Source organism: Thermotoga sp. KOL6, assembly GCF_002866025.1.
Classification (GTDB): domain Bacteria; phylum Thermotogota; class Thermotogae; order Thermotogales; family Thermotogaceae; genus Thermotoga.
The window spans coordinates 572603-593531 of the sequence record NZ_LNDE01000001.1 but is presented as its reverse complement, the minus strand read 5'-3'; the positions used below and the strand labels follow the sequence as shown (position 1 = coordinate 593531).

Below are 20929 nucleotides of genomic sequence, written 5' to 3'. Positions count from 1 at the left end.
ATACAAGGAGGAAAGCGCTTTGAATGAAAGAAGACTCGTAGAAGCCTTGAAAAGAAAGGAAAATTGGGCTTACGAGGTCTTGTACAGGGAATTTGCTCCAAAGATAGGAAGCATAGCGAAGAGTTATTTGAACACGGATGATGTGGATGACGTTGTTCAGGATGTCTTTATGAGGATATTCAAAGGAATTAAAAAGTTCAGGGGAGACTCAAAACTTTCCACTTGGATTTACAGAATAGCGGTGAACGTTTGTAAGGATTATCTTCAAAAATACAAAAAGAGGAACGAATTCTTGACAGACTTTCAGGAAACGGACAACGAAGATGAAGTTTACATACAACCGCAAGCTAATGAGGATGTTCTAAAAGAGGTATGGCGTTCGCTTTCTGCGGAGAAAGTCCAAAAGGCTTTGGAGAAATTATCACCTGAAGATAGATTGCTTATAAAACTCAGAGACATAGACGGCATGAGCTACGAAGAAATAGCTTCCGTTCTCCGAAAACCACTTGGAACAGTCAAGAGTAGGCTTCACTATGCAAGAAAAAGGCTGGGAGAGTTGCTGAAAGAAGGTGAAGGTGTTGAGGGACGATAGGTTGAACAGAATTTTGGATGGTGAGGAACCTTTGGAGAATCTGCCGGAATACATTTTGAAAGAGTACAGGATGTACAAGGCAGCCATTTCTCTCTACAAGATTCGGTGTGAGTACATTCCGAGCGACAGGTTGATGAAAAAAATATTGAAAGCGCGAAAACGTAGTAGATTGGTGTTGTCGGCGATTCTCGCAGGGGCGATTTTTTCGGTTCTCCTCCTTTCGTTTGTTCTCGATATCTTTCCCACACCTTCATCTCATGAAGTGGTTCAATCTCAGAAACCGAGTGTTAACGAAGTCATCGATTACATAAGGACGGTAGAAGTGGTAAACGATGGATGGTGATAGTGTGCGGAAATGTTCTTTGATCATCCTAGTTCTTCTTACTTCGATTGGGTTGGCGCTGCCCAAAGTTGTAGAAAGTTGGATGTATTCGAATTATTACGCCAAAAGAGTGATGATCGAAATAGGGCTTAAGACACGTTTCAGATATGAGGAAGTTTACAAATGGGGCGCCGATAAGATGGTCCATGTGTACGAACCTGTTGAAGTAACGTGGGTTAGATTGGGCCCAAACTGCTATATGGGTTCAACCAAGGAATTGAGAAAGTCTCCTATGTTGATACTCGATCTCGAAGATTTGGCTTTCAAGGAAATACTGCAAGGAAGGGATTTCTCAATAAAAGAGACCTCGGAAGGGTACGAGATTGACATTCATGATTCCGGTGAATACCGAGTTTTCTTGACCCAAGATGGTCTTCCTAAGGAGATAGAGAGAAACTACATGAACACCAAGAGTAAATTGATTTACGATGAAATAAGGCCTCTTTCTCTTTCAAAAGAAGAGGTGTTGAAAGAATATTCGTTTTTGGAATCTGAGATAGAATTTCCAAAAGAATTGGCAAAAGTGCTTGAGAATTTCAAATTCATTATCATCAGAGAAGGAACTTCTGGGCTTGAGATAGAAGGAATCTACAAGAATGGACAAAAGGTGGAAATTTTCATAGGGAATGATCTTCCTAAGAAAGGATTCAAAATCACTGTAAATGGTTTAGAAATAGTTATAGTTGCTGATAAAGACACTCTCAACGAAATAAAGGTGATTTTGGAAAAATGAAGGCATTGATTCTCGATGGTTATGTTGACGAACCGGCCGTCTTTGGTGTTCCTCCTTATGTGAGTCCTTATGTCAGATATCTCGCAGGAGCACTGGTTCTCTGCAACCTGGAAGTTGATTACATAACAATAGACGAATTGAGAAAAGAAAACCTTTGGGAAAGGGTGAATGATTACGATTATCTATTCGTGGTTGCAGGTCTTACCGTACCCGGAAGATACAAAGGTGGAACTCCTTTGAGTCTCTCTGAATTGGAGAGGATACTGAGTATCGCCAAAAAACCGTTGAAAATCGTGGGAGGGCCGATCGTTGAAGGATATTCACTCAAAGGTGGAACGGTTGCGAAGAAGTTTGGAATTCACGCGGATTTTGTTGTCTCTGGAGATATAGAAGCATTCGCCCTTTCATATTTCAAGGGCGAACCAAATCCCAACGCGAGGAGTAATTACGAGATTATAAACATGGTGGCTCCTTACGGTTCCGTGATTCTTGAAAAACACCCGAATTTTCCACATGTGATATGCGAGATAGAATTGTCAAAAGGATGTGAGAGAAGAACGTTCTGTACTTTTTGCACCGAACCCCTCCTCCACGGAAGATTGCGATCGCGCAGTGTGGATTCTATTCTAATGGAAATAAAATCTCTCTATAAGGCAGGGTGTAGAGCGTTTCGCTTTGGAAGAACAGCGAACATTTTAGCTTATGGTTCTGACAGAAACGGCGGAAAACCATCTCCGAAGTTGATAGAAGAACTCTATTCTGGTACAAGAGAAGTGGCTCCCTCACTTGAGGTTCTTCACACGGACAATGCGAATCCTTCCTATCTTGTTTCCTACGAGAAGGAGTGTAAAAAGATCGTTGAAACCATTGTGAAATACAACACTCCAGGTGACGTTTTTTCTTTCGGTATTGAATCTTTTGACGAAATTGTTTTGAAGAAGAACAATATCCAAGGTTCGCCTGAGGAATTTTTGAAAGCGATTGCCATAGTAAATGAGATAGGTGGTGTTCGTGTGGAAGGTGTTCCCAAACTTCTCCCTGGTGTGAATCTGATATTGGGTCTTCCTGGAGAAACGGAAGACACTCTGAGAAAAAATTACCTCTATCTCAAAAAGATCCTGGACGCTGGATATCTGCTTAGGAGGATCAACATTAGGAAACTCTTGGTACATCCCTTAACACCGGTGTACGAGTATTTTCGGAATAGGAAACATAAAATCAAGAATCATCTCCATCAAAAGTGGAAAAGGAAGATAAGAGAGGAGATAGACCACGAAATGTTGAAACGAGTCTTTCCTGTGGGAACTGTTTTGAAAAAAGTGATACCGGAATATTCAGAAGGTAAATACACTTTCGGAAGACAACTGGGAAGTTATCCCATTCTTGTGGGTGCTCCTGGAAAGTATGATGAAATCATAGACGTTGTTGTGGTCTCCCACGGAGAGCGTTCTGTAACGGGTATTCGTTATCCTACATCTATAAATACCTTAACGTTTGAAGAACTCGTTTCGATACCAGGTATTGGAAATGCGATCGCAAGAGAAATCATTCTGAACAGACCGTTCGAAAAAAGAGAAGATCTTGAAAGAATCGTACCACCTGAAACGATGTTAACACTGGAAAAGCTGAAACTGATTTGAAAATCAAATACTCCAGATTTCTTCGAATGAATGAGGAGTTTCGCAGTATTCGCAAATAAATTGCCCTTTCTTGTTCCTCACGAAAGAAGGAGAAACATTTTCACCATGTACGGGATTCGTTATGCAGTATTCGTTCTTACATCTGAGCTCTTCAAATCCGTAAATCGTCGGTGGAAGCTTTATTCTATACTTTTCTGCAACAGAGCAGTTCTTGATAATGTTCACTGTGGTGTTCGGAGATATGGCGGCGAGTTTTTTTATTTCCCTTTTTGAGAGATACCTGCTGGGTAAACTTATATATCCTTTGAAGTTCCCATCGCTTGATCTGAAGATCCCATCGGCGCTGTCCACATCGTACAGATGAAGTATCTTCCTTATCTTCAATATTGTGGCATATATTTCCTCTGGAGATTTCCCTTTTGCTATGTGATCGATAACCGTTCCATTGTCTATTGGCTTTATACCTCTCTTACCATCCTTTTGAACACCTTTGTTTCCATGGACAACTGGGACGGGTATGATGAAGTCGTCTTCTGGTTCTACATTTCTTTTCGAAGTATCGAAAGGAGCGGTGATAGATCCACCGAACATGGAAAGTAAGACTATCCTCACCCAATATCCGTTTCTTGCTTGAGTTTCCCATCCGTTTAAGGAGAGATGATCCAGAAAATTTGGGATGGTGGGGTAGAGTTTGTGACGGGGCAGAGGGTGATAAAATTTAACGCCTTCTGGAAGTCTTTCCAAAAATTCTTTTTTGAAAGTAACCGCTTCTCTCAATTTGTGTACCTTTTCCAGAATATCTTCTCCCATCCTCTCAAGCTGAAGTCTTGTGAAATACCATATTTTGGCGACATCTTCTTGTTTCAAATATTCTTCTATTGAAGAGAATGTTCTCACTTCGAATCCATTTTCTTTCATTTTTTCTACGTAATGATCTGGCATGGCTAGTTCCTCAGGTGCAACAAGATCTACCTTCACGCTTTTGAATATTTTGAGGCCGTTCACCTTCGAATGAACTGTCCTGCCGTGGAGTAGATCCCCTACCAAGGCTAAGTGAATGAACGAGGTGTCGAAATTGTTTTGCTCGAGGAAGGTGTATTCGTCGAGAAGTTCCTGAGTAGGATGTTCGTGTTTCCCATCTCCTGCATTTATGAAAGATGGTACTTCTATCTTGTTTCTAGCAGCGAATTCAGAAACCTTTCTTTCTAATAACCTACAAACGCCTTCCAACTTCGTTCTAACCACGAATATGGAGTAATCACTGTAGCTTGTTAGCATGGAAAAGGTATCCACATAGCTCTCTTGTTTGTTGAAAGAAGAATGTTCAGAACTGAAGACATTCACTTTCACATTTGGCCCAGAGTGAAACTTAGCTGCGTTTACGAAAGATTCCTTCGTTCTGGTACTCGGTTCAACGAACACAATATATATCCCCACGTTTCTCTTTTTTATTTTGAAACTGGACACATCCTCACCATTGTGCCATTTTTGTTTCAATTCTCGAGTTTTTTCGTATAGAAACATCTGTTCTTCTACACTCAAATCTTCTATGACAGCCAGAGTTCTTCCAAGAAAATCATTTCTCAAAATCGTCACCTCCTGAAAAAAAGTATCGCACCTAACGGTGCGATTTTTCTACAGAATATTTGAGAAACAACGTACCTTTTTCGTTCAATCGCTTCGTTTCCAAGAGTTTTAGAGGAAACCACCTTTCAAATTCTCCAAACGCGGAGATCCCTTCGCCGAAGATGTACGGTTCCAAAGTAACAAAGATTTCGTCTACAATCCCTCTCTTCAGGAACTCAGTGAACACGGTTTTTCCCCCTATTACTGCTATCTCTTTGAACCCTTTATCTTTTAAGAATTGTACCACATCTTCAGGGGAAGCGTTCAAAAAAGTAAGAAGAGGGTCCTTTGAAGAATAGGTCCTGCGAGAGAGAACCACGTTGAACCTTTCTGGAAGGGGCCTTCCTATTTCTTCGAACGTTACCCTCCCCATCACCACGTTTCCTATTCTTTTGGTGATTTCTTTAAAATTCTCTCTGTCCTCTTTGGAATTCCAATCTTTCAGAGGAGAGGCTATTTTCCCTGTTAAGTCCATTGCAAAAACGAAAATCACTCTTGTTTCCATGGATCCCATTCTCCCGATAAATATGCGTGGATGAACTGTGCCGCCCGTTTTCCGGCTCCCATTGCTTCTATAACCGTGGCCGCACCTGTAACAATGTCTCCACCAGCGAAGACACCTCTCACACTCGTTGCACCGGTATCCTTGTCGGCTTTTATATAACCTCTTTCGTTGAGTTCGAGACCCGGGAATTCAGAAAGTAGAACCCGATTTGGACCTTGACCAATAGCTTCTATGACCATATCAACCTCTATAGAAAAGTTGCTTCCCTCTATTGGAACAGGTTTGGGTCTCCCGGAGCGGTCAATGCCTTTGAGTTCCATTTTCACACATTCCATCGCCCTCACGTTTCCATTGGCATCACCGAGGTAACGTACTGGAAGTGTAAGCCAGAGAAATTCGATTCCTTCCTCTAAAGCATGATGGTATTCTTCTCTCCTAGCTGGCATTTCCCGCTCCGTTCTTCTGTAAACAATGTAAACCTTTTTGGCTCCCAACCTCAAAGCACTCCTTGCGGCATCCATAGCTGTATTTCCCGCTCCTATTACGGCCACTGTTTTTCCTACACGTATCGGTGTATCATATTCTGGAAACAAGTAGGCTTTCATCAGATTCACCCTGGTGAGAAATTCGTTTGCAGAATAAACACCGTTCAAGTTCGTACCTGGAATTCCCATGAACCTTGGAGTACCTGCTCCCGTTCCTATGAAAATGGCATCGTATTCGTTGAGTAATCTTCCAACTTTCAAGGTTTTTCCTACAACCACGTTTGTATGAATTTTCACACCGAGTTTTCTTATGTAATTCACTTCTCTTTCTACTATTTTTTTTGGAAGACGAAACTCTGGTATTCCATATACAAGAACGCCGCCAGGCTTATGGAAAGCCTCGAAAACATCCACTTGGTAACCAAGTTTCGCTAAATCCGCTGCAACGGTGAGCCCCGAAGGACCTGATCCAACGACCGCTACTTTTTCCTTTCGGGAAATGGGAGAGCTCTCCATTTCTTCTTTCAGATTATCCGCTGCCCAATCTGCTACGAATCTTTCCAACCTTCCTATAGCAACGGGTTCACTGTCTTTTATTTTACCGACGACACATCTCGACTCGCACTGAACTTCTTGTGGGCAAACCCTTCCGCATATAGCCGGAAGATTGTTGTAACTTTTCAAAATCCGATAAGATTCTTCCAGTTTCCCCTCTTTTAGTTTCTTTATGAATCCAGGTATATCAATTCCTACTGGACAACCAGAGACGCACGGATGCGTTGGACATTGGAGACATCTTTGGGCTTCGGTAACAGCTTCTTCCAGAGAGTAACCCAATGCTACCTCTTCGAAATTTCTTTTTCTGATTTCTGGTGGCTGTTCTCTCATAGGAGTTTTTTTGTTTTTCATTGCTTATCACCTGCCGCCTTGAGAAATATTTCATAAGACAACTTTTCTTGTTCTTTGTATTGTGAAAGTCTCTTGAGCAATTCGTCCCAATCTACTTCCTCTCCTCTGAACTCGGGACCATCTACACACGCGAATTTTATCTGGTTTGCTACCGTGACCCTACAGGCCCCGCACATACCTGTTCCGTCGACCATTATGGGATTCAGTGATACCCATATTGGGACACCAAACTCTTTAGCTTTGAGAGTGCAGAACTTCATCATAATCGTTGGACCAACTGCCCAGCAAATATCAAAATTTCTCTTCTTGAAAAGAATATCCATTGCATCGGTGACGACTCCCTTCATTCCCACACTTCCATCGTCCGTCACAAGAAAGACTTCGGATATTTCCTCAAATTCCCTGACCATTATCAGATAATCCTTTGAGCGAGCTCCTAGAATCGTAGTCACCTGATTGCCGGCTTTTTTCAATGCACGGGCTATTGGATAGAGAGTGGCTATTCCCACTCCACCACCAACGAGTAGAACGCTCCCATAATGGCGAATTTCGCTGGGATTTCCGAGTGGACCCACCACGTCGAGAATGGTGTCCCCTTCTTCTAAAAGCGAAAGCTGGTGGGTGGTTTTTCCTACCACTTTAACAACCATCCTAAACATTCCTTCACTTGGTTTCGTATCTGCGATCGTCAACGGGATCCTCTCACCTTTTTCATGAATTCTTACAACAACGAATTGGCCAGGCTGCGATTCTTTCGCGATCACAGGCGATCGAATCCAAAAATCAACAATATCCCCCGCAAGTTTTTCCTTTTTCACGATCTCGTTCATCTTCAATCCCCCTTGTGCTCGTTGTTTATGGACAACACTACATCACATAAACCTTCTATGTCCTCTTTTATGTGAGAGGAAACAACCATTGTAACCCCTTTCTTCTTCAGCTTTTTCAAAAGATTTCTCACAATTTCAGTTGATTTCGAATCCAATCCACTGGTGGGTTCATCCAAAATCAACAATTTCGGTTCTCCCAGCAAAGCAACTGCTATTGCTGTTCGTTGTTTCACTCCTTTGGAGGCATTCTGAACGATCGTGTCCAGGAATGGTTCCAACATAAGATCTACTATTATATCTTCTTTAAGGTGTGTTCTTTTAAGGTGTGAAAAAAAGAGAAGGTTTTCGTAAATGGATATCTCTTCGACAAGAGACGGGAATTCCGGAACAAAAGCTACCTCACGGCGGACGTCTCTGAAATCTTTGAGGGCGTTTTTCCCAAAAAGGAATAGTTTTCCTGAGTCTGGTTTTATAATAGTCGCCAGGATTTTCAAAAGAGTGGTCTTTCCAGACGAATTTTGTCCAACTATACCTAGTGCTTTTCCTTCCTCTAAAGAGAAAGAAAGGCTATCTAACACGACTTTTTTGCCATAGGATTTTTTCAAATTCTCCGCCACAATGACTATAGTCCCAACTCCTTCCTGTCTTCCTCTCCTAAGAATTTGTGAAGGGAAGGATTCTTGAAGAGAATCATTTCGATAGCCCTTCTGAAAAATTCTTTCTGTTCTTCGGAAAATTCTTCGCTTTTGAGAGCTTTTAAAAGGATTTTCAAAGATCTCTCGTTTGGGATGTGTGCCAGCACCATTGCAACTTGTTCACATATCTCTTTCCTATAGCTGTCTTCAAACATCAAGTATTCCAACTCTGGAAGGAAGACTTCTCCTTCGCCGATCTTCGCGAGTGCCTCGTATATCACAAGCAAAGCCTCTTCTGAATCGTATTTTTCCATAAGCTCGTAAAGAATTTTTTTCATTCTGTTTTCTCCGAGATCTCCCAGAATATCTATTATGTAGAGATTCGTGATATTGTTTTTTTCAAACCCCTTTTCTCTCCTTTTTCGGATCTCTTCAAAAAGAAATTCCCTTGCCTTGTCACCGAGCCTGTAGAACACTTCTGAAACTATTTCTTTCACCTCTGGATCATCATCCTCTAAAAGTTTCAACAGCTTCGGAAAGGCCTCTTCTCCTTTCTCTTTTACAATTCTTTCGACCAATTCTTCCTTCTTTTTCCTGCTTTCATCCATTCGAGATCACAACTCCTTCCGATATCTTCAGTTTTCTATCAAAAGATTCAGAGAATTCCTTGTCGTGTGTTATGAAAACGATGACCTTATTCAATTTTTCCAATTCTTTCAGTACGGAAGCAACTTTTGCTTTGTTTCCTGTATCCAAGCTTGAAAAACCTTCATCTATGAAAAAGGCATCCAATCTACCGGATGCCACCTCCGCCAGAGACATAGCGAGTGATATGGCAATCAAAGAACTCTCCCCTCCTGAGAGACCACTCGCGGGTCTCTCTACCCCTCTATCATATATAACAAATCCTTTCCCAGAAACAAAATCTACTCCAAATCTTCCTTCAGTGAGGATTTCAAGATAGGAGTTTGCCCTTTTGAGGACGGTGTCTAAAACTCTTTCCGTGAAAAACGCGGGAAATTTCCTTTTGTCGAACAGGAGTTCTTTCAAGAGTTCCAGATTTTCGTATTTTTTCCTTAACTCTCGAATATTCTTTTCTATTCTTTCTATTTCTTTTTCTTTTTCCAAAACTTCTTCGATGATTTTTCTCAACCTTCCTTCTTCAACACCGAGTTTGGAAAGTTCTGACGCGATGTTATCCAATTGTTTCTTTGTTTCCTCGTATTCCTCTCTCACATCCTTCACTTCTTCTCTCTCAAGAGTTGCGACACTTTCGCTGAGCAATTGAATCTCCGTCTCTATCTTTGTAAGTTCCTTTTCTACTTCTCTGGGTTTTTCTTTTACGAGAGTTTCGAATTCATTTGGAGATATTTTTGCACTTTCCAGTTCCTTTAAAAAGGCTCTTTGTATGTTTTCAAAATTTGATTTCAAGCCTTCGAGATCTTTTGTCTTCGTTTCTATTTCGTTTTTCGTATCGTCGATTTGCCTTTCGAGTTGAGAGAGCTTGGATTTTTCCGAGACAATGATCTCAGAGATACCCTGTTTCTTCCTTTCCAGATTTTCAAGTTGTTTTCTTTTTTCTCTAAGATCTCTTTCGATACCATCCTTGTAGCCTATGGATTCGAGTTTTTCTTCTATCTTCATTTTTTCTTCTTTCAAGGTTTGCAGGATGTGTTTCTTTTCGTTGATTTCTCTTTGTAAATTCTCGAGAATTTCGTTTTGATTTCGTACTTTTTCCTCAAGGCTCAACAATTCATTTTCTATGACTTTTTTCTTTTCCTCCAATTTCTCAAACAGGTCGTTATCGAATTCTATCACTTTTACTTCTCCGTGAAACTCTCCACCACATACCGGACAAATGTCACCGTCTTCTAGCTGAGACGCCACTTGATATGCGAGCCATGAAAGGCGATCTTTTCTCAACTCGGAGAGCTTTTCCTCCACAATCTGTAATTTCTCTTTCGTTTTTCTCATATCGCTTTCCAGGGAAATGAGATTTTTTTCTTTCATTTCTTTTTCTTTTTGTAGTCTTTCCAGAGCTTGTTCATTTTGCTTTAAGTTCTCAGAAATTCTTATTTTCTTTTCGAGGAGCGGTTGCGACGCTTCCAACACTTCTTCGCATGTTTTCACTTCTTTATTGAGTTCGTTGATCTGTTCTGTCAAAATTGATAGAATGTGGGTGCTTTCCTTTACTTTCTTTTCGGTTTCCACTTTTTCCCGTACCAAATGCTCAAGACGTTTTTTGTACTTTTCGATGTCTTCAGATAACTTCTTTATTCTTTCCTCCTCGATTGAGAGTTCTCTGAACAACGGTTCTATTTCCTTCGCCTTTTTTATCCTCTTTTCAATTTCTAGCTCTTTCTCCAGTGTTTTTTTTCGTTCAAGAAGTTTTTTCAACTTTTCTTTCTTGTTCATCAGCTCTTGATATATCTCTACGAGAAAGGAGAGGTTCTTTTCTTTTTCGCGTAGCTCTCTCTCTTCCTTGCGGAGTTTTTCCCTCTTTTGCAAAATGGTTGTTAATTTCTCTTTCAGAACATCCAATTTGTTTTCATCGAGGAAATCGGAGAAACGACGATAAAGACTTTCTTGCCCGGCTATCTCTTGGTTTAAGTCCTTCATTTTCCTATCGAGGAGTTTTTTGAGTTTTTCCAGAACTTCTTTGTCCTGGAATACATCGGAAACTATTTCAGAGATTTCCCCGGGAGTTGATTTTAGGAGTTCATCGATTCTTCCCTGGGGAAGGAATATCGTCTTGATGAAAGTACGATGGCTTACTCCTAATATTTCTTCGATTTTCTTTTTCACCTCGCTCACTCTGCCAGAATGCTTCGCTTTTTTTCCGTTTTCTAATATTTCTATGAGGACGGCAGAATGTTTGTTTCTTCCTGCATCTATTTCCCTGACGATTTCATACTTTTTCCCACCGCGCTCAAATTGAAAAACCAAGTAAGCTTTCCCGTTACCTGAAGTGGTGTTTACATAATCATATACATTACTCCCGTACCTTATACCCACTCCAAACAATGCAAAAGTAATAGCTTCAAATATCGAAGATTTACCGGCACCGTTTGGACCCTCTATAACGGTGATACCTTCTTCAAAATCTATGTTCACTTCCTTCAATCCTAAAAAATTCTTTGCGATCAGCTTTTCAGGTTTCATCTTTTTTCACCTCTTCGAGGAGATCGTCAAGGATTCTTATAATATCTTCCCCTCCCTTATGTTCGTTCTTTACATATTCTTTGAAAAGCTCAAAATAGTCCAGCTTCGATATTTCCTCCCTGATTTCACTCGTGTCGGTTTGTAGAATTCTTTCTGCTTTTTTCTCCACTTTAACCACATTTTCTACCGTGCTCAACAGTTCATGTGCGAGTTTTAAAGGATCCTCTTCGTAAACGATTCGTACGTACCCAGGGAAGTCTTCACAAAATTCTCTTATCTCTTTTCTTGCTAGAGTATCCAATGTTTTGAAAAACAACGTTTTCAATGGAAGAGGTTGTGTATCAATTCGATTACATATGGGTTCTCCTCCCTTTCTCACAGTTACGAAAACGGCTCCTTTCTCGTCTTTTTCTTCCCCAAAATCCAATCTTATCAACGAACCAGGATAAATGGTGAGGGGTTGTTCCTGAACTATTCGAAAACTGTGCAGGTGTCCCAGAGCGATGTAATCCGAGAAAGAGGGAAGGAGAGTTCTCTTTATGGTGATCTCCCTTCCCAACTCGTTACTTGTGTAAGGTTCCAAACCTTCGATGGTGAAATGACCTAAAAATACGGCGAACTCCTCTTTCCCCACCTCTCTTAATTTAGCTAACCTCGTTTCGAGATACGAGTCGAGACTTTTCCCTTTCAACACTTTCGCTTCGAGATAATCTGATTCCTCCGGATAAGGAAATGGAAGAAGTCGCACTTTTTGCCCCCGTTTTGCGACAACGTCTACAGGTTCATAGGAACTCAAGAATACAAGGTCACTGGAGAGTGAGCTTATCAAGTTCCCCAAAGCCTTCAGTCCTCTCCAGTCATGGTTTCCCAACAAAACCACAACAGGTGCAATTTTTACCATCTTTTTCAGGTACTCGGTTACATCGTGAATAGCAAGAAATCCAGGGTTCGATCTGTTGTGAATGAGGTCACCGGTTATCAAGAACAGGTCAACATCTTTTTTCTCTGCTTCCTCTATTATTCTATCCAAGGCTTTTTTCAGCTCATTTCGGCGATCTACAGGTTTCGTTCCATTCCAAGAAGTTATTCCAAGGTGCCAATCGGAAGTATGTAGCAATCTCAAATCTTTCAAATCACTCACCTGCCAACTTTTTCTTGCATTCTTCGATGTAAAAACTCGCTATTTTCCTTATTTCTTCGTTCGATGAAAGATTCATAGCCTTTTCAAACAACACTAATGCTTCTCCGTAATTGGCGAGTTTGTAGAGATCTTTTGCTTGTGCAAGAAGAGAACGAGCTTTTTTGTCTTTCAGCATATCTATCCCATCTATTTCCAATCCTTCTTTCTCAACGTAATTTGCAAAACTTTCGTAATCGGAAAAAATATACAGTTCGTAAGCCTTGAGGATTTCCTTTGCGTGTTCGTATTTCTTTTCCAAAGATCTGTAGGAAAAGTACGTAAAAATGAACAACACGGCGAATATTGTGAGAATTGCTACGTAAAATATATCTTTCTTCATTCAAGGATTGCCTCCTTCAAAACGTCTTTTATTTCATCGCAAAAAACGATCTCTAGACCGTTTAAGTATTCCTTAGGTATCTTCTCCACGTCTGATCTGTTTCGCTCGGGCAAGATTACCCTTTTCACTCCAGCTCTTTTTGCGGCGAGGAGCTTTTCCCTAACACCACCGACTGGCAGAATTTTTCCTCTCAAAGTAATCTCACCCGTCATCGCCACATCTTTTCTCACTTTCTTTTTGGTAACAGCCGAGTAAAGAGCAGTAGTTATGGTAATTCCTGCTGAAGGTCCATCTTTTGGAACGGCTCCTTCAGGTACATGAATATGTATGTCACTTTTCTCGAAAACTTCTCTGTGTTTTTCACCACACATATTTCTTACCACACTCAGTGCAATCTGCGCGGACTCTTTCATCACATCGCCCATATTACCAGTCAATATGAGGTTTCCTTTTCCGGGAAGTAAAAGACTTTCTACGATGAGGACACTTCCGCCGTATGGTGTCCAGGCAAGGCCTGTAACCGCTCCGACGGTATTTTCTCTGAGAGTTTCTTCTTCTTTGAACATGGAAGGACCGAGCAACTCTTTTATGTCTCTTGAGGAAATTTTCAAAGACTTTGACTCATGCTTCACAAGTTTTTTCCTTATGACTTTCTCTATTATTCTTTCTAGATTTCTTACACCCGCCTCTTTGGTATATTCACTGATCATCTTCTTGATAGCCCCCGGCGTAAAAGTTACCTTGGAAAGATTGTACATACTAGCTATCTTTGGAATAATGTAGTCTTTCGCAATGTAATACTTTTCTAGATCAGAATATCCAGGTATTTCTATGATCTCCATCCTATCCCTAAGTGCAGGGGGGATGGTATGGAGAACGTTTGCTGTGGTGATGAACAAGACTTGCGAGAGATCGAAAGGTACTTCGAGGTAGTGATCGACAAAATCCTTGTTTTGTTCTGGATCAAGTACTTCGAGGAGAGCAGATGCTGGATCACCTTGGAAACTGATACCCATCTTATCCACTTCGTCCAAAAGTATAACAGGATTCTTCGTTCCCAATCTTCTGATGATTTGTATTATCCTTCCAGGCAGTGCACCAACGTAAGTGCGACGATGACCTTTTATCTCTGCTTCGTCCCTGAGACCTCCCAAAGACATCCTGCCGAATTTTCTTCCCATGGCCTCGGCGATTGTCCTCCCCAGGGAAGTTTTTCCTACACCAGGAGGACCGACCAAACACAAGATAGGAGCTTTCAAGTTTTTGGAAAATTTTCTCGCAACCAAATATTCTAAAATCCTCTCCTTTACTTCTTCAAGACCATAATGATTCTTATTCAGTATCTTTTTGGCTTCCTTGATGTCCAATCTGTCTTCTGTGAACGTGTTCCATGGGAGATTTAAAAGCCAGTCTAAGTACGTTCTGACAACGGTTGCTTCAGCACTGTAAGGTGACATCTTTTCGAGTCTTTGTATCTCTTTTACGGCCTTTTCTTTGACGTATTCCGGGTAATTCCCTTTTTCTACTCTCTCGTAGAACTCTTTTATTTCTAATTCCTCTTCAGCGCCAAGCTCTTCCTTTATGGCTCTCAACTTTTCTCTGAGGACGTATTCTCTTTGTGTTTTTTCTATCCTATCTTTGACTTTCTTTTCTATTTCTTCTTCTATTTCCAAAATTTCTATCTCTTTCACCAAAATAGATAGAATCTTTTCAAGCCTGTGGAGAGGATGAACAGTTTCCAGAAGTTCCTGTTTTGTCTCAAGTGGAACGGGAAGTATAGATGCTATGAAATCAGCTAGTTTATCTGGATCTTGCATTTCTTTCAATGTAACCAGAGTTTCTTGGGGAAATCTACGGGTTAAGTTAAAGTATCTTATTGCTTTGTCTTTTACACTTCTCATGAGGGCTTCCAATTTCTTTGTTTTTCTGAACTTGACTTTCAATATATTGATCCTCGTAAGAAAGAAAGGGTCTACGGTCATAAATTCCTCTATACGGGCTCTTTCCAATCCTTCCACAAGAACTTTGAAAGTGTCATCAGGAAGCTTCATTATTTGAAGCACTTTCACAATCGTTCCCACTCTATAAAGATCTTCAGGCTTTGGGTCTTCAATCGATGGATCGATCTGGTTGGTTACAAAAAGAAACCTGTTATACTTTTCCATAGCTTCTTCCAAAGCCATTAGAGACTTCATCCTTCCAACATAAAAAGGGACAACTGTGTTCGGAAAGACTCCAACGCCGTTTCTCAACGGTATACATGGCAAGGAATTCGGTATCTCTTGATCTTTTTCCTGTTGTCTGGCATATCTTTCAAGAATTTTGAAACTCTTTCCTGTATCCTTCGAGCGCTTCGGCAAGGTAGTTCACCTCCTCAGGTATCAGAACCTCCACATTTCTGTGGACTTCGTCTACCATTTCGAGTTTTATTTTTATCGCATCCTCTGGCCAAAAACTTTCAAACAGATCTCCCCATTCCACAACCAGGATCCCATCTTCGTCTTCTAACACGTCTTCAACATCTAGGAAAAGAAAATCCGGGTCGTGGAGGCGGTAGAGATCGAGGTGATAAACCATTTTCACACCGGGGTAAACGTTCATGAGGGTGAAAGTAGGACTTTTCACCACACTTTCCTTCAATCCCAGTCCTTTCACTAATCCTTTCACGAACGTTGTTTTTCCTACACCAAGTCCTCCTGCGAGGATTAAAATTTCTCTTCCTCTCAAGTTTCTTGCTATCTTTTCAGCCAATCTTTTCAATTGTTCCTCTGTCAGATGCTCAAACCTCAACCTTTTCATTTTATGCTCCTCCGTTTGTTGTACAATACATATTGTTGAAGATCCCCGTGGAGGGAAAATCGGATGGTGTACGTGGGAACAAGTGGCTTTTCCTTCAAAGATTGGAGAGGAGTGGTTTATCCCGAATATTTGCAACCCTCTCAATTCTTGAAATATTATTGGGCAGTACTCGGTTTCAGAATCGTCGAGCTGAATTTCACTTATTACACACAACCAACTTGGCGTTCTTTCGTTCAAATGTTGAGAAAGACCCCTCCTGATTTCTATTTTACCTTAAAATTTCCAGGAAGTGTGACACATGTTCTTTGGAAAGAAGGTGTTGATCCGAGAGGTGAAATAGAAAAATTTTCTGAGGAGATAAGGCCACTTCTTGAAGAAGGAAGGTTGAAATCTTCTCTCGCACAATTTCCGTTTTCGTTCAAGTTCTCGGCTAGGAATATGGAATATTTGAAGAAGATAAGGGATGGTTACCCTCATGAGATTGCCGTCGAATTCAGGCATTATTCATGGGATAGAGAAGAAGTGTACAGTTTTTTAAGTGAAAATCGAATAACTTTTGTGATTGTTGATGAACCAAAGCTTTCTGGTCTTTTCCCGTATAAACTCTTAGTGACTTCGTCTCGGGCTTATTTCAGGTTCCATGGGAGGAATCCCAGATGGTTCGAAGTCGAGGGGGAGGAGCGCTACGATTATCTTTACAGCAGAGAGGAGTTGAATCTACTTTTGAAGGATGTTAAAGATATTTCACAGAAAGTTGAGGAAACATACGTTTTTTTCAACAATTGTTACAAAGGACAAGCAGCTATAAATGCCTTACAATTCAAAGAAATGTTGGAGGGGAAAATGTGAACATTTTGGACGAGATTTTGAGAGTTCTCGAAGAAAGTCAAGAAGACATCTTAGATACCATGGGAAAATATATACACCATTTCAGAAAGAGATACTCTGATGAAGAAATAAACGATGCAATTCAAATGATTTTGTTTGCTATGGAAATTTTGCAGAAACCCATTGTTCAACATATTTTCGAAGATTATCCTAGGAGCAAGAGAGTTTTTGTGGAAGATGATATAACACAAAAAGAAATCGAATTGTTCTTGAATGGAGAAATAGATGAATTCGATATCGAAAAGAAAAACTGGGTATGATGTCTTTTCGTTGAGAAGGAGGTAAGAATGTGAAGACCCTCATCCTTGCAGCCGGAAAAGGAACGCGGATGAAATCTAATATACCGAAGGTACTACACAAACTTTCTGGGAAACCTATGATAAAGTGGGTTGTCGAAACAGCTGGAAAACTTTCCCGAGAAGTAGGTGTTGTTCTTGGGTTCGGGGCGGATCAGGTGAAAAGAGTACTTCCAGAATGGGTGAAAGTTTTCATTCAAGAGGAACAATTGGGAACAGCACATGCTGTCATGTGTGCAAGAGATTTCTTGGATCCAAACGATGATGTTATCATTCTCTATGGAGATGTTCCGTTGATAAGCGTTGATACATTGAGAAGGATGATAGAAGAACACAAGAAAGGTGCTGACGTCACAATTTTAGTGGCAGATGTGGATACACCTGACGGATACGGCCGGGTTGTTTTTGAGAGGGGGAAGTATCGAATCATCGAAGAAGCGGACCTGCCGGAAGATATGAAGGATCTTAAAACCGTGAACACTGGGTTTTATGTTTTCTCAGGAGATTTTCTTTTGAACATACTTCCAAAGATAAAGAACAACAATGCAAAGAGAGAGTACTATTTAACCGATGCTATAAACCTTGCGGAAAGTGTCAGGGTTGTTGAGACCAACGACATTTTGGAAATAACAGGAGTGAACACGAGAAAAACCCTGATTTGGCTTGAAGAACAGCTGAGAAAGAGGAAGATAGAGGAACTTTTGGAAGAAGGTGTTACAATACTCGATCCCAACACCACCTACATACACTACTCTGTGAAAATAGGAATGGATACGATTATCTATCCAATGACCTTTGTAGAGGGTGAGACAGAAATCGGAGAAGGATGTGAAATTGGTCCGATGACCCGCATAGTTGACTGTAAGATAGGAAACAATGTGAAGATAACAAGATCGGAATGTGTGAAAAGTTTCATAGAGAATGGTGTTTCTGTGGGACCGTTTGCTAGATTACGGGAAGGAACGATCTTGAAAAAATCTTCAAAGATTGGCAACTTTGTTGAAATCAAAAAAAGTACAATTGGAGAAGGAACGAAAGCTCAACATCTCAGTTATATAGGAGATGCTTATGTAGGAAGTAACGTGAACATAGGGGCTGGCACCATCACATGTAATTACGATGGAAAGAAGAAAAATCCCACATTTATCGAAGATGAAGCTTTCATAGGGAGCAATACTTCTCTGGTAGCTCCCGTCCGCATCGGGAAAGGAGCTCTCGTGGGAGCTGGATCCGTTATAAATCGAGATGTTCCACCTTATTCTTTGGGTTTGGGAAGAGCTCGTCAGATTGTTAAAGAGGGATGGGTGTTGAAGAGAAAGGAGGAATGATATGTCTTTTTCAAACGAAATGAAGGTTTTCGCTGGAAATTCCAACAGACCTCTTGCAGAGAGAATCGCCAAGTATTTGAATCTTCAGCTTGGAGACTGTGAGGTTGGGAGGTTTGCGGATGGGGAAATAAACGTACGAATAAACGAAACCGTGAGAGGTCATGATATATTCCTCATCCAATCTACTTCACCACCCGTTAACGAAAATCTTATGGAACTCCTCATAATGATCGACGCTTTCAAGAGGGCTTCAGCGAACACGATAGCAGTGGTTATTCCTTACTATGGATACGCTCGACAGGACAGAAAAGCGAAAGGAAGAGATCCGATAAGTGCCAAATTGGTAGCGAACTTGCTCACCGTTGCAGGAGCCACACGGGTTTTGACAGTGGACCTACACGCGGAGCAAATTCAAGGGTTTTTCGACATTCCTGTTGACAATCTTTGGAGCTATCCTGTCTTTGCTGAAGAGCTTCAGAAAAGGGAAAATATCGTTCCAGAAGAGACTGTTGTTGTATCTCCGGACGTTGGTGGTGTACGAAGGGCCAGAAGAATGGCCGAGAGATTGAAAACTTCTCTTGCCATTCTTGACAAGCGAAGACCGAGTGACAACGTTGCAGAAGTCGTTAACATCATTGGAGAAGTGAAAAATAAACTCGTCATTCTCTTCGATGATATAATAGATACTGCTCACTCCATAGTGAAGGGAGCAGAAGCTCTGAAAAGAGCTGGAGCAAAAAAGATCATAGCTTGTGCAACGCACGGAGTGTTCTCTGAAAATGCTCTTGAAAGAATAGAAAATTCTCCAATTGATACTGTGTACATAACCGACACGATAAATCACGAGAGGTTACCAGGTAAAGTGAAGGTTATTTCAGTAGCGAATTTGATAGGCGAAGCTATTATGAGAATTAGAAAACACTTGTCAGTGAGTATACTCTTCAGATGACAATGTGAGGATCTACAGGAGGGAGAAAAGATGGCAAGTTTGGAGGTCAAGGTAAGAGAACCGAAAGGTAAAAGAACTGCCAGACGTCTTAGAAAGGCGGGAGAGATACCAGGTATAGTTTATGGTCCCGCAACGCAACCTGTCCCTGTGAGCATCAAAAGATCCTCTTTTGAGAAGGTGTTTCATACCGTAACGGAGACCACGCCTATCCAACTCGTTATCAAAGATGACTCGGGGAACGTGATTGATGAGAAAACGGTCTTCTTGAAAATGATCCAAAGAGATAAAGTCACTGAAGAAGTCGTACATGTTGACTTCTACGAACCGAGCAAAGGTCACAGAATGAGGATCAACGTGCCAGTTAAAACAGTTGGAAAACCTGTTGGCGTGGAAAAGGGAGGATTTCTTGAAATCTACCATGAAGAGATCCCAGTTGAAACAGATCCCGATAACATTCCTAAGGAGATAGAGATAGATGTCTCTTCGTTGGATCTGGGAGATGTGGTCTACGCTAAAGATCTGAAGCTACCCGAAGGTGTGAAGTGCCTTTTTGAGGATGAAGAAGCGGTTGTGGCTGTACTTGTTCCAAAAGAGATATCGGTGGAAGAAGAAGTTCCTGCAGAAGAGGAAGAAACTGCAGAACCAGAGGTTATAAAGAGAAAGGAAGAAGAGGAAGAGGAATAAATGGTTATCGTAGGGTTGGGAAATCCTGGCCCACGTTATGCCTTTACACGGCATAACGTGGGTTTCTTGTTTTTAGACTATTTGGAAGCCAAGAGATGGCGAACTGAAAAACTCTTCGAATGGAATAAAACAAGGATAGCGAACCATGATGTTCTTCTCGTGAAACCCACGACGTACATGAACCTTAGTGGTATAGCCATGCCGAGTGTTATGAGTTTTTTCGGTGTGAATGTGGATGATATAATAATAGTGTACGATGACGTGAGTTTGAAGCTCGGGAAAATTCGCATCAGAAAAAAAGGATCAAACGGTGGTCACAATGGGATGAAATCCATCATAGAGGTACTCGGAACGGAAGAAGTAAAGCGTATAAGGGTAGGTATAGGTGAAAAGCCTAAAGGAGTAAGCTTGGTAGATTTTGTATTGAGTGAATTCACGGACACAGAGTTCGAGATTCTTCAGAAGGTGTTCAAATTGATCAAAGAAGCATTGGGTGTGATCATTACCGAGGGAATCGAGAAAGCTATGTCCATTTACAATTCCTTAGAGGTGAGACCGTGAAATGTTTCAAATGTAACCGTGAGACTTCAAGGATTTATAAAGTGAATCTAGACGGTGTAGAAAGAGAGATAGCATATTGTAATGAGTGTCTTGTCGAAGTTCTAAAAAATGGTCTCTCACCGAGACGTATACCAGATGAATCGATGGACTCACTCAAGCGAATAACCAAGTTTTCTTTCGATGGAGAAATGAAAGTGTTCGTAGAAGTTCCTATACAACTTTTGGAAAAAATGTTCGGGGAGATCTGGTCTCCACACGAGAAAGAAAACATACTGAACAGGAGAAAACTCGTCTTTCTGGAGCGAAAATTAACTGAAGCAATAAAAAACGAAGATTATAGAAAAGCGAGCCGCTTGAAACAGCTGATAACACAAATAAAGAAAAAAACGGATGTGAAATAAAGCC

22 protein-coding genes are annotated in these 20929 nt (G+C 41.0%); 11 read left to right on the top strand and 11 right to left on the bottom strand.

The window, feature by feature from the left end; translation table 11 throughout:
* Positions 1-19 precede the first annotated feature (19 nt).
* Genes AS005_RS03150 through AS005_RS03135 form a run of 4 tightly spaced genes read left to right on the top strand, consistent with a single transcriptional unit; the run spans position 20 to position 3347 of the window.
* The gene (locus AS005_RS03150) at positions 20-592 is read left to right on the top strand and encodes an RNA polymerase sigma factor (protein WP_101510223.1); all 573 of its coding nucleotides are present in this window, start codon (positions 20-22) and stop codon (positions 590-592) included.
* Positions 576-935, top strand: a complete 360-nt coding sequence (locus tag AS005_RS03145; RefSeq protein ID WP_233186238.1) for a hypothetical protein — start codon at positions 576-578, stop codon at positions 933-935. Before AS005_RS03150 ends, AS005_RS03145 begins: the two co-directional genes overlap by 17 nt.
* Positions 925-1707, top strand: a complete 783-nt coding sequence (locus tag AS005_RS03140; protein WP_101510221.1) for a hypothetical protein — start codon at positions 925-927, stop codon at positions 1705-1707. Before AS005_RS03145 ends, AS005_RS03140 begins: the two co-directional genes overlap by 11 nt.
* Complete coding sequence (locus tag AS005_RS03135; RefSeq protein WP_101510220.1) at positions 1704-3347, top strand: radical SAM protein; 1644 nt, start codon at positions 1704-1706, stop codon at positions 3345-3347. The genes AS005_RS03140 and AS005_RS03135 overlap by 4 nt, the downstream gene beginning before the upstream one ends.
* A 3-nt stretch (positions 3348-3350) precedes the next feature.
* Here AS005_RS03135 and AS005_RS03130 read toward each other — a convergent pair whose 3' ends face one another.
* From AS005_RS03130 to tsaE, 11 genes are read right to left on the bottom strand one after another with little or no spacing between them, the layout of a single operon-like run.
* Complete coding sequence (locus AS005_RS03130) at positions 3351-4934, bottom strand: bifunctional aspartate carbamoyltransferase catalytic subunit/aspartate carbamoyltransferase regulatory subunit (RefSeq protein ID WP_101510219.1); 1584 nt, start codon at positions 4932-4934, stop codon at positions 3351-3353.
* Positions 4935-4965: 31 nt separating this feature from the next.
* Positions 4966-5478, bottom strand: coding sequence for a dihydrofolate reductase family protein (locus AS005_RS03125; protein WP_101510218.1), 513 nt, complete (start codon positions 5476-5478; stop codon positions 4966-4968).
* Positions 5463-6872, bottom strand: coding sequence for an NADPH-dependent glutamate synthase (gltA, locus tag AS005_RS03120; RefSeq protein WP_101510217.1), 1410 nt, complete (start codon positions 6870-6872; stop codon positions 5463-5465). The genes AS005_RS03125 and gltA overlap by 16 nt, the downstream gene beginning before the upstream one ends.
* Positions 6869-7702 (bottom strand): sulfide/dihydroorotate dehydrogenase-like FAD/NAD-binding protein, encoded by an 834-nt coding sequence (locus tag AS005_RS03115; RefSeq protein ID WP_101510216.1) that lies wholly within the window; start codon positions 7700-7702, stop codon positions 6869-6871. The genes gltA and AS005_RS03115 overlap by 4 nt, the downstream gene beginning before the upstream one ends.
* Positions 7703-7704: 2 nt before the next feature.
* Entirely contained in the window at positions 7705-8307 is a 603-nt protein-coding gene (locus tag AS005_RS03110) for an ABC transporter ATP-binding protein (protein ID WP_101510433.1), read from the bottom strand.
* Between the two features lie 17 nt (positions 8308-8324).
* Positions 8325-8945, bottom strand: a complete 621-nt coding sequence (locus AS005_RS03105) for a HEAT repeat domain-containing protein (protein ID WP_101510215.1) — start codon at positions 8943-8945, stop codon at positions 8325-8327.
* Entirely contained in the window at positions 8938-11499 is a 2562-nt protein-coding gene (locus AS005_RS03100; protein WP_101510214.1) for an AAA family ATPase, read from the bottom strand. Before AS005_RS03100 ends, AS005_RS03105 begins: the two co-directional genes overlap by 8 nt.
* The gene (locus AS005_RS03095) at positions 11489-12640 is read right to left on the bottom strand and encodes an exonuclease SbcCD subunit D (protein ID WP_101510213.1); all 1152 of its coding nucleotides are present in this window, start codon (positions 12638-12640) and stop codon (positions 11489-11491) included. The genes AS005_RS03100 and AS005_RS03095 overlap by 11 nt, the downstream gene beginning before the upstream one ends.
* Positions 12633-13019: a hypothetical protein gene (locus tag AS005_RS03090; RefSeq protein ID WP_101510212.1), complete on the bottom strand. Its 387-nt coding sequence runs from the start codon at positions 13017-13019 to the stop codon at positions 12633-12635. Before AS005_RS03090 ends, AS005_RS03095 begins: the two co-directional genes overlap by 8 nt.
* Positions 13016-15379 carry an endopeptidase La gene (gene lon / locus AS005_RS03085; protein ID WP_101510211.1) on the bottom strand — a complete coding sequence of 788 codons (2364 nt, stop codon included), beginning with the start codon at positions 15377-15379 and terminating at the stop codon, positions 13016-13018. Before lon ends, AS005_RS03090 begins: the two co-directional genes overlap by 4 nt.
* The gene (gene tsaE, locus AS005_RS03080; RefSeq protein WP_101510210.1) at positions 15333-15818 is read right to left on the bottom strand and encodes a tRNA (adenosine(37)-N6)-threonylcarbamoyltransferase complex ATPase subunit type 1 TsaE; all 486 of its coding nucleotides are present in this window, start codon (positions 15816-15818) and stop codon (positions 15333-15335) included. The genes lon and tsaE overlap by 47 nt, the downstream gene beginning before the upstream one ends.
* A gap of 63 nt (positions 15819-15881) precedes the next feature.
* Here tsaE and AS005_RS03075 point away from each other — a divergent pair, with 63 nt between their 5' ends.
* Genes AS005_RS03075 through AS005_RS03045 form a run of 7 tightly spaced genes read left to right on the top strand, consistent with a single transcriptional unit; the run spans position 15882 to position 20925 of the window.
* Positions 15882-16667, top strand: a complete 786-nt coding sequence (locus AS005_RS03075; protein ID WP_101510209.1) for a DUF72 domain-containing protein — start codon at positions 15882-15884, stop codon at positions 16665-16667.
* Positions 16664-16966 (top strand): hypothetical protein, encoded by a 303-nt coding sequence (locus AS005_RS03070; protein WP_101510208.1) that lies wholly within the window; start codon positions 16664-16666, stop codon positions 16964-16966. Before AS005_RS03075 ends, AS005_RS03070 begins: the two co-directional genes overlap by 4 nt.
* A gap of 29 nt (positions 16967-16995) precedes the next feature.
* Positions 16996-18330, top strand: coding sequence for a bifunctional UDP-N-acetylglucosamine diphosphorylase/glucosamine-1-phosphate N-acetyltransferase GlmU (gene glmU / locus AS005_RS03065; protein WP_101510207.1), 1335 nt, complete (start codon positions 16996-16998; stop codon positions 18328-18330).
* Between the two features lies 1 nt (position 18331).
* The gene (locus AS005_RS03060; protein ID WP_101510206.1) at positions 18332-19279 is read left to right on the top strand and encodes a ribose-phosphate pyrophosphokinase; all 948 of its coding nucleotides are present in this window, start codon (positions 18332-18334) and stop codon (positions 19277-19279) included.
* A gap of 30 nt (positions 19280-19309) precedes the next feature.
* On the top strand, positions 19310-19963 hold the full coding sequence (locus AS005_RS03055) for a 50S ribosomal protein L25 (RefSeq protein ID WP_101510205.1): 654 nt from the start codon (positions 19310-19312) through the stop codon (positions 19961-19963).
* On the top strand, positions 19964-20524 hold the full coding sequence (pth, locus tag AS005_RS03050; protein WP_101510204.1) for an aminoacyl-tRNA hydrolase: 561 nt from the start codon (positions 19964-19966) through the stop codon (positions 20522-20524). It begins immediately after the preceding gene.
* Positions 20521-20925 carry a UvrB/UvrC motif-containing protein gene (locus tag AS005_RS03045; protein ID WP_101510203.1) on the top strand — a complete coding sequence of 135 codons (405 nt, stop codon included), beginning with the start codon at positions 20521-20523 and terminating at the stop codon, positions 20923-20925. The genes pth and AS005_RS03045 overlap by 4 nt, the downstream gene beginning before the upstream one ends.
* The last annotated feature ends 4 nt before the right edge of the window (positions 20926-20929 follow it).